The organism is Cupriavidus sp. 94F1 (assembly GCF_057798875.1).
On record NZ_JBYOJT010000004.1, the window covers coordinates 49,328 to 63,980 of the forward strand.

The following is a 14,653-nucleotide window of genomic DNA, read 5'->3' on the forward strand; positions in this document are numbered from 1 at the left end:
ATTGCCTTCGACGGCGATTTATGCAGGGCGCCCCCGAACCCCAAAACGACGCGCCCCTCGCCCGCATGACGGGAGAGGGGCGCAAGTTTCCGGTATTTCCGGCTGCGGTATTTCCGGCTGCGGTATTTCCGGCTCGGTATTTCCGGCTTGTTTTCGATTATTCGCTTACGGATGCCGCGCCAGCACGCCGCGGATCGTATCGGCCAGGTCCTTGGCCAGGAACTTCGACACGTAGGCGTCGGCGCCCACCTTGCGCACGTGCTCTTCGCTGGCCTCGCCCGACAGCGACGAATGGATGATGACGGGCAGCGACTTCAGCCGTGCATCGGCCTTGATCTTGCGGGTCAGCGTGAAGCCGTCCATCTCCGGCATTTCCAGATCGGTCAGTACCAGCGCCACTTCGTCGCGGATCGGACGGCCCTGGGTGGCGGTCAGTTCGGCGATCTGGCCCAGCATCTCCCAGGCTTCCTGACCGGTCTTGGTCATCACCACCTGCACGCCCATGGCCTTGAGGCCGTTCTCGATCAGCCCGCGCGCCAGCGCCGAGTCGTCGGCGCACAGGATCTTGCTGCCCGGGCGCAGGTTCAGTTGCGGGCCCACCGTGGCGGGGTCCACGTCAGGCTGGCGGGTCGGCAGTACGTCGCGCAGGATCTGCTCGACGTCCAGCACCTGCACAAGGCGGGGGTTGTCGCCGCCGACATCGAGCTTGGCGATGCTGGTCACCAGCCCGCCCTTGACGCTGTTCTCGGCCGAAATCACCTGGCTCCAGTCCAGTCGTACGATCTCTTCGACAGCCTCGACCGCAAAGCCTTGCGTCGAACGTGCGTACTCGGTCACCAGCATGATGTTCAGGCCCGACTTCGGCTTGCATTCCAGCAGGCGGGGCAGGTCGATGACCGGAATCACCTGGCCGCGGATATCGGCCATGCCCAGGATCGAAGGCTCGGCGCCCACCACCGTGGTGACCGGCGGCATGACCAGGATTTCCCTGACCTTGAAAACGTTGATGCCGAACAGTTCGGACTGTCCGCTATGCGTCGCATCGCCAAGTCGGAACAACAGCAACTCGAACTGGTTGTTGTTGGTCAGGTTGGTGCGCTCGTCGATGTCTCTCATCGCGCTGGTCATGCTGTGGCTCCGCTTCGGCTCGGTATGTGTGGATATGGGTGTTGCCAAGGGGCTATCGGCGCCCCTGCCGTGACCTTTAGCCCGACATGCGCCACGGCGACCGGGTGTGACGCATCGGTGGCCCCTTTCCCGGCACTTCCAGGCCTCGGCACCGCGGACGGCGGCGATTGCGGGAAATCCCTGAGCCGTCCCAGGCACCGCCCGGCCGTGGTTATTCAGGCGACGGCATGTTCCGCATGCGGCGCCAATGATGAACCTGGCGGATGGCTCGCCTACCTTTGAGCCTCGCCGGATCCCGCCCGCCAGAGGCATCGGACCGGCACCCGGCCCAAGTGGTCGGACACCGAGGAACGAGACGCCCGCACCCCTTGCCCGATGCCAGCGGCAACTCCGCCCTCGCACCCCCGGAACCACGTGAGACGAGGCTGACGCCCGATCCGTACGCGGACGCGCGCAGCGCCCCAGCAAGGAGACAGACCATGATCGAACAGCCGTATCCGTCCGTGACGGACGTGGACGCTGCACCGCCGCAGGCCGGCGGCAAGCTCGACCAGTATTTCGAGATCAGTTCACGCGGCAGCACCCAGCGGCGCGAAGTGCTGGCCGGCGTGACCACTTTCATGGCGATGGTGTATGCCGTGTTCGTCGTGCCCGGCATGCTGGGCAAGGCCGGCTTCGACACCAGCGCCGTATTCGTGGCCGTCTGCCTGACCACGGCGTTCGGCTCGCTGCTGATGGGACTGTGGGCCAGGCTGCCGATTGCCATCGGCTGCGCCATTTCGCTGACCGCGTTCATGGCCTTTGGCCTGGTGCTGGGCCAGAAGCTGTCGCCTGCCGTGGCGCTGGGCGCGGTATTCCTGATGGGCGTGGTGTTCACGGCCATCTCGGTCACGGGCGTGCGCTCGTGGATTCTGCGCAACCTGCCCGCGGGCGTGGCGCACGGCGCGGGCATCGGCATCGGGCTGTTCCTGCTGCTGATCGCCTCCAACGACGTGGGCCTGGTGGTCAAGAACCCCGGCCCCGGACTGCCGGTGGCGCTGGGCCACATCACGGCGTTCCCCGTGATGATGTCGGTGCTGGGCCTGGCCGCGATCTTCGGCCTGGAACGCCGCCGCGTGCCGGGCGGCATCCTGCTGGTGATCGTCGCGATCTCCGCGCTGGGGCTGATGTTCGACCCGGCCGTGAAGTACACCGGCGTGTTTGCGCTGCCGTCGCTGTCCGCACCGGGCCACGCGTCGCTGATCGGCGCGATGGACATTCGCGGTGCCCTGTCGGCGGCCGTGCTGCCCAGCGTGCTGGCGCTGGTGATGACGGCGGTCTTCGACGCCACCGGCACGATCCGCGCCGTGGCCGGCCAGGCCAACCAGCTCGACGCCACGGGCCGCATCCACAATGGCGGCCGGGCACTGACCGCCGACTCCGTCAGCTCGATCTTCTCGGCGTTCTTCGGTGGCGCACCGGCCGCGGCCTATATCGAATCGACCGTAGGCGTGGCCGCCGGCGCGCGCACCGGCCTGGCCGCCGTCACCGTCGGCCTGCTGTTCCTGGCCGTGATGTTCTTCTCGCCGCTGGCCGGCCTGGTGCCGTCGTACGCCACGGCGCCCGCGCTGATGTACGTGGGCCTGCTGATGCTGTCCAGCGTATCGCGCCTGCATATGGACGATATGGTCGATTCACTGGCCGGCCTGGTCTGCGCCGTATTTATCGTGCTGACCTGCAATATCGTCACCGGCATCATGCTCGGCTTCTGCACGCTGGTCATTGGCCGCATCGTTGCCGGCGAATGGCGCAAGCTCAATGTCGGCACGGTGGCCATTGCGGTGGCGCTTGCCGCGTTTTACGCCGGCGGCTGGGCCATCTGACAAGCGCCTTCCCGGAACATCAGAAGAATTCCGCCGTGGCGATCGATGGCCATCGATTGGCCACGGTGCAGGCAACGGCGTCTCCTCCACCTGGGATGACCGGTGGATTTCCAGGCCCTCGGGACTTTCCCCCGGGGCCTTTTTTTATATCCACATCCGGCCATTCGCCCGCCTGACAAAAATACCAATACTGACAATCATTGCAGGCGGCTGCCCGCCCCGCGAATGAAAGGCCAACGAAAGCAACGGCCTTCGCTGGATAAAAATCGACATCGATTTGCCGGGATCGCAGCCGGCGCCTACATGAATATCCCGCGCTTGCGGTTGCCTCGCATTACCAATTCTGGTTAGGATGCAGACCGGCGCCATTGACCGCCAAATAGATTCCGGAACATTCCGATAAAAGCCAGGGCAATCCGATTTGACGCCCGGACTGTGACGAATGTTTTCACGATTCACGTTGGAATTCGCGTTTGAATCGTGCTTTTCCGGATAATTCTTGTAATATTTTTGTTATGCGGATCGTTTTGCAGCCCTACGCAATGCACCGCCAATCTGAACGGGGATCCAAAAATGCCAACTTACAAGCAACTGCTGGCTGAAAAAGAAGCACTGGAAGCAAAGCTCAGCGAAGTGCGCGCCAATGAAGTGGCCAGCGTGATCGAACAGATTCGCCAGTTGATGGCCGATTATGATCTGACCGTCGAAGACATCGCCCCGAAACGCCGTCGCGGACGTCCGGCCGGCAGCGGCGCGGCACACAAGGCCGCCGCGGCACTGCCGCCCAAGTATCGCGATCCGAAGACCGGCAAGACGTGGTCCGGTCGTGGCCGCGCACCGGCATGGCTTGGCAAGCGTCCCGAGCGATTCCTGATCGAACAGGCCTGATCTTCCACCGATTCGCGGGACGTGCCATCTAGCGCGTCCCCGCCCCCGCCTTCACGTCCGCCCCGGCCTCGCACAGGTATTCCGGCCGCAGCGCCCTGAACCCTTGCTGCGTGGGCTCCTGGACCACCGTTGCACCGCCCTGTGCATCGGGCTGCAGCCGCAGCACGCGCGCCGTGCAGTGCGTCGCGGCCTCGTCCCGCATATACCGGATTTCATATTGGCCACTGACCTGGGGGACGAACGACACCCCGGCGGCGCAGCGCGCCTCGTCGGCCGGCGGCGCGGCGTACGACGTCACGGCGACATAGATCCGCTTGCCCGGCAGCACCTTGCGCTCGCGCGTGCGCGACGGTGGCTCGGGCGGCATGCCCGCCATGTCCAGCGTCGAATCGCGTCCCATCGAGGCCAGTTGGCGCCCCATTCCGGCCAGCACCTGCGGACGCGGCGACGGACACCGGGCGGGGTCCAGGACGTTGAATGTCGTCCGGTCGTCGGTACTGGTCAGCAGGCGTACGCTGGCGTAGGGCACGTCCGACGGAACGCGGTAATATGACACGCAGCCCCCGAGTGGCAAGGCCAGGGCGACGACAACAGACACGGCGGCAATCGGAATCCTGCACATAGCGGGCGCGAAGCTGACAGTTGACCGAGGTTGGTGCCAGAGCATAGCTTTTCAGCGGTATTGCCGACGTGGGCCGGACCACGTTGAGGATATCCACAGTTTCTGTGGATATCCTGCCATGTCGCCCCGGCGGGGCCCAGTCTGTGCGGTATCGCACCGGACTGCTCAAGAAATAGGCAACCGGGGCGCTCGACGACGGTCTGCCGCCCCCCCCCCAAACGGCCCGCAACGAATGAATGTAGGTCAGGTTCGGCCCGAACCCAAGTCGGGCATGCCCGGCGGCGCCACGCTCCAATGTTCGGCCAGGAAGTCCACGAACGCGCGCACGCGCGGCGGCACCAGCCGGCGCTGCGGCATGACCGCGTAGATGCCGGTGACCGCGATGGGATGGTCGGGCAGCACCTGCACCAGCCGGCCTGCCCGCAGGTCGTCGCAGACATGCCAGGTGGAATGCATGGCGATGCCGAACCCCGCCAGCGCCGCGTCGGCCAGCAGCTCGCCCGTATTGGCTTCGACCCTGCCGCGCACTCGCACCGCGATCTCGCCGCCCTTGCCGTCGTCGAACCGCCAGACATCCGCGCGTCCCTGCGCCCCCACCAGCACCAGGCACTGGTGCCGGGCCAGATCCTGTGGCGTCTGGGGCCAGCCGTGGTCGCGCAGGTAATCGGGCGACGCGCATAGCAGCCGCTGATTGTCCGCCAGCTTGCGTGCCACCAGCGTGGAATCCTCCAGCGACCCGATCCGGATCGCCAGGTCGAAGCCGCTGCTGACCAGATCCAGCACATGGTCGGTCAGGTGGACGCTGACGTTGACCCCGGGATATCGCCGCAGGAACGCGGTCAGCAGCGGCGAAACGTATTGGCGCCCGAACGAGGCCGAGGTGGTCACGCGCAGCGTGCCCGTGATGCCGGACCCCGACTGCCGCAGCGAACCGGACAACGCCTCCAGGTCTTCCACCAGCGCCCGCCCCTGGTCCGCCAGGACCGCCCCCTCTGGCGTGGCATGCAAGCGCCGCGTGGTGCGATGCAGCAGGCGCACCCCGAGATCGCGCTCCAGCCGCTGCAGGCGCTGGCTGGCCACGGCCACCGAGATGTCCAGGCTGCGCGCCGCCGCACTGATCGATCCCTGATCCAGAACCCGCAGAAAAAGCCCGATGTCCGCAATGCGATCCATGATTCTCAATGAAATCTTGAAAGTGATTATCGATATTGCCTGTTTTTAAGAAGATGGGAAAGGCCGACACTGCTGCCTTCCCCGCCATCCCACCGTCGGCCCCCCGCCGGCTTCCAATGGAGATTTCCATGGCTGCGTCCCCCTCTTCCCCCTCCGCCGGCCCGCGCACGCGGATGCCCGCCGCCCTGTATGCGCTGACGGCCGGATCGTTCGGCATCGGCTGCGCGGAGTTCGTCATCATGGGCCTGCTGCTGCAGGTGTCGGCCGACCTGGGCGTGACCATCGCCGCGGCCGGCATGCTGGTGTCGGGCTACGCGCTGGGCGTATTTGCCGGCGCGCCTGTCCTGACGCTGCTCACCCGCCGCATGCCGCGCAAGGCCGTGCTGATGGCGCTGATGATGATCTACACCGTCGGCAACGCGGCCTGCGCGCTGGCGCCCGACTACACCACGCTGATGATTGCCCGCGTGGTCACATCGCTGACGCACGGCACGTTCTTCGGCGTGGGCGCGGTGGTGGCCACGGGCCTGGTGCCGGCCAACCGTCGCGCTTCGGCCATTTCCGTGATGTTCTCCGGCCTGACGCTCGCCACGCTGCTCGGCATGCCGGCCGGTGCGTGGCTGGGCCTGCAGTTCGGCTGGCGCTCGACGTTCTGGGCCATGACGGCGATCGGCCTCGTGTCGTTGACGGTGATCGCGCTGCTGGTGCAATCCAGCCGCGACGACACCGCGCCCGTACGGCTCGTCGACGAACTGAAAACCATCGGCCGCCCGCAGGTGCTGCTGGGTCTGCTGATGACGGTGCTGCAGGCGCTCGGCACGTTTGCCGTGATCACCTACATCCAGCCGATGTTGACGCGCGTCACCGGCTTCGCCGAGAGCGCGGTGTCGCCGATCCTGCTGCTGTTTGGCGGCGGCATGATCATCGGCAATATCCTGGGCGGGCGCATGGCCGACCGGCGACCCACCGGCGCCCTGCTTGGCGCGCTGCTGGCGCTGACGGTGGTGCTGGCCAGCATGACGCTGTCGCTGCACCATGCCGTGGCCATGGTGGTCTTTGTCGGCGTGCTGGGCATCGCGGCGTTCTCCACGGTGTCGCCGCTCCAGTTGCGCGTCCTGCGCCACGCCCAGGGCGCCGGCCAGAACCTGGCATCGAGCTTCAACATCGCCGCCTTCAACCTTGGCAACGGACTCGGCGCCTGGCTGGGCGGCACGGTGGTGGATCACGGGCCGGGACTGCAGGCCCTGCCGTGGATCGCGGCCCTCGCGCCGCTGGCGGCACTGGGCATTGCCCTGGTGGCCGTGCGCATGGCGCGCAACGCTTCAGGCAAACCCGGGGCGTACCATCTCGATCCTGCTTGATAACCGTCAACAAGGCCGCGACCGAACTTCACGATCATGCCCGCATGCTGCGGGCGTGCTCCGGTTCGTCGCAATACATGGCGCCTGCGCATCGACCCCGTGCGTTCCCCTCGCACCGATCCGACAGCACAACCCGCTCCCCGCGTACGACGCCATGTTCGACGAAAACGATCTCTACAACCGCATCCAGGACGACTTTCCGCTGCACGCGCGGCCCTACCAGGCCGCCGGCGCAGCCTTCGACCTTTCGGAACACACCTTGCTCAGCCTGCTGGCGCGCGACGTCGGCAACGGACGCGTCAGCCGCATCGGCGCGGTCTTCGCGCCCAACACCATCGGCGCCAGCACCGTCGCCGCGCTGTCGATCCCGCCGGCACGCATCGATCGCGTGGTCGAGCGCATCAACAGCGATCCCGATATCAGCCAGAGCCATGCCCGCGAAGGCCATCGCTACAACCTCTGGTTCGTGGCCGGTGCGCGCGACCGCACCATGCTCGATGGCGTGCTGTCCCGCCTTGCCATGGATATCGGCCAGCGGCCTATCGACCTGCCCCTGGAACGCGAATACCGCACCGACCTGGGCCTGCCGCTGGGCGTGACGCGCAGCCCGCGCCGTGCGCCGCTGCAGCCATCGCAGGTGTTGAATACGCCGGTACGGCCCGACCTGGACGAGGCGGACTGGCGGCTGGCCGCCGCGCTGGAATCGGGCCTGGCGCTGACGCCGCAGCCGTATCACGCGCTGGCGCGGCGTACGGGACTGGCCCTGTCGGAAACGCTGGCACGGCTGGCCAGGTGGCGAAAGTCGGGCGTGATCCGGCGCTTTGGCGCCATCCTGCGACACCGCCCCTTCGGCTACACCCACAACGTGATGTGTGTCTGGAACGTGCCCGATGCCCGGGTGGACGCGGTCGGCCTGCGGCTTGCCCATGTGCCGCACGTGACGATGTGTTTCCGGCGCACGCGGCGGCTGCCGGCGTGGCAGTACAACCTGTTCGCGATGATTCACGCCCGCAGCGCCAATGAACTACATACCACGCTGGCGCGCTTTGACGCCGTTGGCGGCCTGGCCGACGCGCCGTGCGCGGTGCTGCGGGCCAGCCAGTGCTACAAGCAGCGCGGCACCCGCTTCGGTGGCGCCATGCCCGAGTTCTGATTCAGGCGCCGCGCGGCTCGGGGAACAGCAGCGACAGTCGCTGGGCCAGCGCGCCCAGCCATTCGGGCCGGGGCGCCGCATCGAGCCAGTATTTGACTTCGAGGCCGAGCGCCGTATCGCCGCGGATCGACAGGCGGCGCTGGAAGAACAGCGTATCGGTGTCGGCATCGCCGCTGATCAGCCGCAGGTAGCTCAGCGCCGCCGCGTGCAGCGTCAGGTCGGTTTCCCGGCCGTCGAACGGACCGGGCAGGAACCGTCCATTGACGCACTGGAAGCGCACTTCCAGCCCCATGTCATCCACCGTCAGCGAAAACGTGCGGCCATCCAGCGCCGCGGGCGGTTCCAGCCACCCCGCGCGGCGCATGGCCTCCAGGGCCACGACAAGCGGCGCCGCACGCATCGGCGCGGGCATATGGCGATGCACGCGCGTCATCATCGATTGCAGAATCGTCATGCCTCAGCCCCTTCCTCCGACAGCCAGCGAATGCCCGGCTTGCCGCTCCAGTAGCCATTGCTCGGGGCCGCGCCGGCCGGCAGCACGGCGCTTGGCGATGCGGCGCGTTCCCCGCGCCGGATGGCATCGAGATGGGCAATCACTTCGCGCGTGCCCGTGGCGTGCGGGCTGACCCGCACGTCATCGATGCCGGCCGCCGCCATCTGCGAAACCTGCGCGCAAAGATCGAGGCAGGTCGCCGATTGGGTCTGGATGCCGTTGAGCGTGAAAAAGTCCTGGCCGTCTCCGGTTTTGGCCACCAGGCCATCGGGATACGCCATGCAGCGAAAATCGCAAGCGTCCTTGCGCAGCCGGTGATGCCGCGCGGTAAAGCACCGCGCCGAGAACGCCAGCGGCATGCGCCCCCAGACCATGGCTTCCAGCGCCAGCCCCGCCGGGCGGCCCGCCGCCAGCGCCGTCATCGTCGTGCCATCCATCTCCACCGGCACCACGCAGCCCTGCGCGCCCAGCCCGGCCAGCCACGCCAGCGTGTCGGCGTGATAGACATTCAGATGCGGGCCGCCGATAAAGGGCCGTCCGCGCATGCCATGCACGGCGCCCAGGTCGTTGGCCTCCACCAGGAAGTCCTCCTGCGCGCAGACCCGCCGCATCACCGCGATATCGCTGTCCGACTCGACCAGCACCGGGGTGGAGAGCACCACCTGCTTGCCGGCATCGCGCAACATCTGCCCGATGTCGATCCAGTCTGCCAGGCGCATCTCGTGCCGGCGCGTGCAGACCGCCTCGCCCAGATAAACGCGGTCGACCGCCGTGTCGGCGACCGATGCATAAAATTCCAGCACCGTCGTGCGTGGCCAGTAGTACAACAGCGGGCCGAGCGCGATGCGGAACGGCTCGGGATTCAGTAGGGTCATGGTTGCCATGTGAGGCGGGAAATGGGCAGGTCTGGAAGCGGAGCGGGCCGGCGGCGCCGGGGCCGCTCCGGGAGGATGGCATTACCGCCAGGGCCGGTCGTACGCGCCCTGCGTCACCTGGTCGCCCTCGGCATGACGGCCAAGCGTGGCCTGCCAGTCCTGGCGCGGGACAAACCGCTTCGGGTCGCGGCACGCGTCGTCGATGGCCGCGCGCAGCACGCCCACCACATCGGCCACATAGCGCGGGCTGCGCTGGCGGCCTTCGATCTTGATGGCCGCGATGCCGATATCGATCAGCGACGGCAACAACGACACCGCATTGAGGCTGGTCGGTTCCTCCAGCACGTAGCCGCGCTCGTCTTCCACGGTGAAGCGGCCCTTGCATAGCGTGGGGTAGCCTGCCGGCTCGCCCGGCGCATAGCTGTCGATCAGGATGCCCGACAGCCGCGCATGCATGGTGCCGTCCTGCTCGTCCCACCGCACCGCATGGGCCGGCGAACAGACGCCCTTGTTATTGGGGGAATCGCCCGTGGCATACGAGGACAGCAGGCAGCGGCCCTCGGCCATCACGCACAGGCTGCCAAAGCCAAAGACTTCCAGTTCGACATCGGTCTGCCGGGCCAGCCGGGCAATCTGGGGCACGGACAGCACCCGGGGCAGCACTACCCGACGAATGCCGAACTGCTCGCGCATCAATTCGATGGCGTCGGCATGCGTGGCCGAGCCCTGTACCGAAAGATGGATGCGCAGCGACGGGTGCCGCGTCGCGGCGTAGGCGATCAGCCCGGCGTCGGCCATGATCACGGCATCGGCCCCCAGCGCGGCAGCGGCGTCCACGGCATGGTGCCAACGCTCCACATGGCCCATCTGGGCAAACGTGTTGATGGCGAACAGCACCTCGGCGCCACGCGCACGCGCTTCGGCAACGCCGGTGCGGATATCGTCCTCGCTGAAGTTCAGGCCGCCGAAGTTGCGGGCATTGGTGGCATCGCGCAGGCCCAGGTAGACCGCGTCGGCGCCATGCTGCAGGGCCATGCGCAGCGCCGCGAGCGATCCGGCCGGCGCTACCAGTTGAGGGCGGCGAACGGGGGTCGCCGAAGATTGTGTCATCGCGTGATGATCCGGGAAGGGGAACCCCCGGATGCTAGCGATTCAGCGAGATTGGGCCTTTGACCCTACGCAAACGTTGAGAACGATCAACGCGCCGCCACGGTGTGCGTCGCCGATGCCGGCGCGCCCAGCCTGGCCGAAAGCCGGTCGGCCAGCGCGCGCACCTGCTGGCCGATGCGCTCGCCCGTGACCGTATCGATCTCGCTGGTCAGATAGCTGACGGCAATGGCGCCGGCGGCGCGGGCGGCCTGGGCGTCGAACACGGGCGCGCCGAAACAGGTCATGCCCTCGCGCATCTGGCCGTTGTCGACCGAATAGCCGATCGCCCGCACCTGCTGCAGTTCGGCGGCCAGCGCGTCCGTCGAGGCCACGCTAGCCCGGGTGAGCGGCGGCGGCAGGCCGTCGGCGAACAGCCGCTGCACATCCGCGGCAGGCAGCGTGCTGAGCATGGCCTTGCCCGTGGCCGTGTATGGCGCCGGCAGGCGCATGCCGATGCGGAACGTCACGCCCAGCGGGCGGTCGCCGTTCTGGCAGGCCAGGTAGACCACTTCGTCCCCTTCCAGCATCGACAGCGTGACCGTGGCGTCGTGGAAGGCGTCGGTCTGATCCCACAGCGCGCGGAATTCCTCGGTGATCTGCGTCTGCGCCAGGAACGCGTTGGCCCAGGTCATCACGTGCGGACCCAGCGCCATCGCCCCGCCGGGCAGCCGCTTGACCAGTTGCAGTTGCACAAGCGTGTCGCACATGCCATGCAGCGAACTCTTGGGCGCCCGGGTCAGCCGGGTCAGATCGGCCAGCGTCAACGGATCGGACGACGCGGCGATGGCATCGAGCACCTGCACGGCCCGTACCACGGCAGGCGACGTGGGCCGGTTCGCAGTGCTGCCGGGGGCATCGGGATCGGCGGCGGTGGCGTAGGCGGATTTGGGCATGGATGAAAAACTCGCTGACAGGGCGCGCAGACGGCACGCGCCTGCACCATACGGAACGCGGGCGCCCTACTGGCGGTCTGCCCGGCATGGGCGTATGATCGGGGCATCGTTCGACATACGGAATATAGTTCAATCTATTGAACGCAGGCAAGCGATTTGATCGGCAGGCCTGTATTCGCGACTTCGGGGAAATTCGCCATGCAACTCAAGGATCCTTCGCTGTTTCGCCAGCAGGCCTATGTGGACGGCCAATGGCTGTCTGCCGATTCGGGCGCCACGTTCGATGTGACCGATCCGGCCACGGGCGAGGTCATCGCCAAGGTGGCCGACCTGGGCACCGCCGAAACGCAGCGCGCGGTCGCGGCCGCCGAAGTGGCCCAGAAAAGCTGGGCCGCGCTGACCGGCAAGGCACGCGCCAGCATTCTGCGCCGCTGGTTCGACCTGATGGTGGCCAATACCGACGATCTGGCCTACCTGATGACCCGCGAGCAAGGCAAGCCGCTGGCCGAAGCCAAGGGCGAGATCGCCTACGCCGCCAGCTTTATCGAATGGTTCGCCGAGCAAGCCAAGCGCGTGGACGGCGAGGTGCTGGCCAGCCCCGCCGCCGACAAGCGGCTGGTCACGCTACGCCAGCCGGTGGGCGTCTGCGCCGCCATCACGCCCTGGAACTTCCCCGCCGCCATGATCACGCGCAAGGCGGCGCCGGCCCTGGCTGCAGGCTGCGCCATCGTCATCAAGCCCGCCGAACTGACGCCGCTGTCGGCGTTTGCGCTGGCCGAACTGGCCCATCGCGCAGGCGTGCCGGCCGGCGTGCTGCAGGTGGTGACCGGCGACGCCAAAACCATCGGTGCCGTGCTGACGGCCAGCCCCATCGTGCGCAAGCTGTCGTTCACGGGCTCGACCGAAGTGGGCCGCATCCTGATGGCGCAGTCCGCGCCCACGGTCAAGCGCCTGTCGCTGGAACTGGGCGGCAACGCGCCGTTCATCGTGTTTGACGACGCCGATGTCGATGCCGCCGTCGAAGGCGCCATCGCGGCCAAGTATCGCAATGGCGGCCAGACCTGCGTCTGCGCCAACCGCTTCTATATCCAGGACGGCATCTACGATGCCTTCGCCGCCAAGTTCGCCGAGCGCACCAGCCAGCTGCGCGTGGGCAATGGCCTGGAAGACGGCGTGGTCATCGGCCCGCTGATCGAGGACGCCGCCATCGACAAGGTGGTGTCGCTGATGGACGACGCCACGTCCAAGGGCGCCCGCGTGCTGACCGGCGGCGGCAAGCACAAGCTGGGCGGCACGTTCTACACGCCCACCGTGATCACGGGCGCCACGGCAGACATGCGCGTGGCGCGCGAGGAAATCTTCGGGCCGGTGGCGCCGCTGTTCCGTTTCAAGACCGACGCCGAGGCGGTGGCCGCCGCCAATGACACCGAGTTCGGCCTGGCGGCCTACCTGTACACGCGCGACATCGCCCGCGCGTGGCGTACCGGCGAGGCGCTGGAGTACGGCATGGTGGGTCTCAACACCGGCCTGATCTCGAACGAGGTGGCGCCGTTCGGCGGCATCAAGCAGTCGGGCGTCGGCCGCGAAGGCTCGCGCCACGGCATCGAGGAATACCTCGAGATCAAGTATCTTTGCCTGCAGGTGTAAGGTTGCCACGTGTGGCTCGCCTCACCCGCTGGCGGGAGAGGGAGGCACCCCAAAAGACTCATACCCCCGGAGACATCATGAACCCGTTCCGCTTCCAGACCGTCCCGACGGTCGTCGTCGAATCCGGCGCGGCGCGCCGCCTGGGCGCGCTGCTGCGCGAGGCGTTTCCGCAGGCGCGGCGCCTGTGCGTGATCACCGATGGCTTCCTGGCCAGGAGCGGGCTGCTGACGCCGGCACTGGAAGACCTGGGCAAGCATGACTGGCAAGTGACCGTGATCGACGACGTTGTCGCCGATCCGCCCGAGCATGTCGTGCTGGAAGCCACCGAACGGGCCCGGCAGGCCGATGCCGAAGTGGTACTTGGCCTGGGCGGCGGCTCCTCGATGGACGTAGCCAAGCTGATTGCGGTGCTGCTGCCGGCCACCCAGTCCATCAAGGACATGTATGGCGTGAAGAAGGTCACCGGCACGCGGCTGCCGCTGGTGCAGATGCCCACCACGGCGGGCACGGGGTCCGAAGTCACGGCCGTGTCGATCGTCACCACGGGCGAGACCACCAAGATGGGGGTGGTGGCGCCGCAGCTGTTTGCCGACCTGGCCATTCTCGATGCGGAACTGACGCTGGGCCTGCCGCGCGGCGCCACGGCGGCAACCGGCATCGACGCGATGGTCCATGCCATCGAGGCCTACACCAGTGCGCATCTGAAGAACCCGGTCTCCGACATGCTGGCCGTGCGGGCGCTGGAACTGCTGTCGCAGAACCTGATGCGCGCCTGCGACAACGGCCACGACCTGGCTGCCCGCGAGGCCATGCTGCTGGGCGCGATGTTTGCAGGCCAGTCGTTCGCCAATGCTCCGGTCGCGGCCGTGCATGCGCTGGCCTATCCGATTGGCGGCATCTTCCACGTGGCGCACGGCCTGTCCAACGCGCTGGTGCTGCCGCACGTGATGAAGTTCAACGCGCCTGCGGCATGCAAACGGTATGGCGAACTGTGCGACGTCGTGCTGCCCGGCACCACCGGCAGCGACGAGACCAAGACGGCCGCCCTGATTGCCCACATCGAGAGCCTGGTCGAGGCCACCGGCATTCCACGGACGCTGCGCGAGGTGGGCGTCAAGGAGCCGGACCTGAACCGGCTGGCCAGCGATGCCATGCTGCAAACGCGCCTGCTCGTCAACAATCCGCGCGAAGTCACCGAGACCGACGCGTTCGCCATCTACCGCGCGGCGTTCTGAGCCAGCGGCCGCGCCGGCCGGCCAGATGGCGCCTCGCAGGCATGGGCCGCAGGCGTCGTCTTATTCCTACACCCATATCAGCCCCTGCCCGCCTCTGGCGCGAGTGGTGCTGTCCTAACCTGCAAATAACAGGGACAGCCGCGCGGCGGCCCCAAAGCCGCAGCGTCGGTAGCA

The 14,653-nt window shown here is 67.3% G+C and carries 13 protein-coding genes; 6 read left to right on the plus strand and 7 right to left on the minus strand.

Features of this window, described 5'->3' with window-relative positions:
* Positions 1–165 precede the first annotated feature (165 nt).
* Entirely contained in the window at positions 166–1,128 is a 963-nt protein-coding gene (locus AC3FJ6_RS11135) for a chemotaxis protein (RefSeq protein WP_400394102.1), read from the minus strand.
* A 479-nt stretch (positions 1,129–1,607) separates the two neighbouring features.
* Here AC3FJ6_RS11135 and AC3FJ6_RS11140 point away from each other — a divergent pair, with 479 nt between their 5' ends.
* Positions 1,608–2,990 (plus strand): NCS2 family permease, encoded by a 1,383-nt coding sequence (locus AC3FJ6_RS11140; protein ID WP_488771914.1) that lies wholly within the window; start codon positions 1,608–1,610, stop codon positions 2,988–2,990.
* A gap of 573 nt (positions 2,991–3,563) precedes the next feature.
* Positions 3,564–3,878 carry an H-NS histone family protein gene (locus AC3FJ6_RS11145; protein ID WP_092598452.1) on the plus strand — a complete coding sequence of 105 codons (315 nt, stop codon included), beginning with the start codon at positions 3,564–3,566 and terminating at the stop codon, positions 3,876–3,878.
* A gap of 28 nt (positions 3,879–3,906) precedes the next feature.
* On the opposite strand, the gene AC3FJ6_RS11150 is transcribed toward AC3FJ6_RS11145, so the two are convergent.
* Together AC3FJ6_RS11150 and AC3FJ6_RS11155 are read right to left on the minus strand one after the other, a co-directional pair.
* Entirely contained in the window at positions 3,907–4,476 is a 570-nt protein-coding gene (locus tag AC3FJ6_RS11150) for a hypothetical protein (protein WP_488771915.1), read from the minus strand.
* A 267-nt stretch (positions 4,477–4,743) separates the two neighbouring features.
* Positions 4,744–5,673, minus strand: coding sequence for a LysR family transcriptional regulator (locus tag AC3FJ6_RS11155; RefSeq protein WP_488771916.1), 930 nt, complete (start codon positions 5,671–5,673; stop codon positions 4,744–4,746).
* Between the two features lie 128 nt (positions 5,674–5,801).
* Between AC3FJ6_RS11155 and AC3FJ6_RS11160 the strand changes: the two genes are divergently transcribed.
* Both AC3FJ6_RS11160 and ahbB read left to right on the plus strand, forming a co-directional pair.
* Positions 5,802–7,034, plus strand: coding sequence for an MFS transporter (locus tag AC3FJ6_RS11160; protein WP_488771917.1), 1,233 nt, complete (start codon positions 5,802–5,804; stop codon positions 7,032–7,034).
* 154 nt (positions 7,035–7,188) lie between these two features.
* Positions 7,189–8,187 carry a siroheme decarboxylase subunit beta gene (gene ahbB / locus AC3FJ6_RS11165; RefSeq protein ID WP_488771918.1) on the plus strand — a complete coding sequence of 333 codons (999 nt, stop codon included), beginning with the start codon at positions 7,189–7,191 and terminating at the stop codon, positions 8,185–8,187.
* A 1-nt stretch (position 8,188) separates the two neighbouring features.
* Here the strand turns inward: ahbB and ubiT are convergent, their stop codons facing one another.
* The 4 genes from ubiT to AC3FJ6_RS11185 all read right to left on the minus strand — a co-directional run bounded on the left by ubiT (position 8,189) and on the right by AC3FJ6_RS11185 (position 11,597).
* The gene (ubiT, locus tag AC3FJ6_RS11170) at positions 8,189–8,641 is read right to left on the minus strand and encodes a ubiquinone anaerobic biosynthesis accessory factor UbiT (RefSeq protein ID WP_488771919.1); all 453 of its coding nucleotides are present in this window, start codon (positions 8,639–8,641) and stop codon (positions 8,189–8,191) included.
* Entirely contained in the window at positions 8,638–9,555 is a 918-nt protein-coding gene (locus tag AC3FJ6_RS11175) for a U32 family peptidase (protein WP_488771920.1), read from the minus strand. Before AC3FJ6_RS11175 ends, ubiT begins: the two co-directional genes overlap by 4 nt.
* Positions 9,556–9,636: 81 nt before the next feature.
* Complete coding sequence (ubiU, locus tag AC3FJ6_RS11180; RefSeq protein WP_488771921.1) at positions 9,637–10,665, minus strand: ubiquinone anaerobic biosynthesis protein UbiU; 1,029 nt, start codon at positions 10,663–10,665, stop codon at positions 9,637–9,639.
* 86 nt (positions 10,666–10,751) lie between these two features.
* The gene (locus AC3FJ6_RS11185) at positions 10,752–11,597 is read right to left on the minus strand and encodes an IclR family transcriptional regulator (protein ID WP_488771922.1); all 846 of its coding nucleotides are present in this window, start codon (positions 11,595–11,597) and stop codon (positions 10,752–10,754) included.
* A 198-nt stretch (positions 11,598–11,795) separates the two neighbouring features.
* Here AC3FJ6_RS11185 and AC3FJ6_RS11190 point away from each other — a divergent pair, with 198 nt between their 5' ends.
* Both AC3FJ6_RS11190 and AC3FJ6_RS11195 read left to right on the plus strand, forming a co-directional pair.
* Positions 11,796–13,244, plus strand: a complete 1,449-nt coding sequence (locus tag AC3FJ6_RS11190; protein WP_488771924.1) for an NAD-dependent succinate-semialdehyde dehydrogenase — start codon at positions 11,796–11,798, stop codon at positions 13,242–13,244.
* A 77-nt stretch (positions 13,245–13,321) separates the two neighbouring features.
* Positions 13,322–14,479, plus strand: a complete 1,158-nt coding sequence (locus AC3FJ6_RS11195; RefSeq protein WP_488771925.1) for an iron-containing alcohol dehydrogenase — start codon at positions 13,322–13,324, stop codon at positions 14,477–14,479.
* The last annotated feature ends 174 nt before the right edge of the window (positions 14,480–14,653 follow it).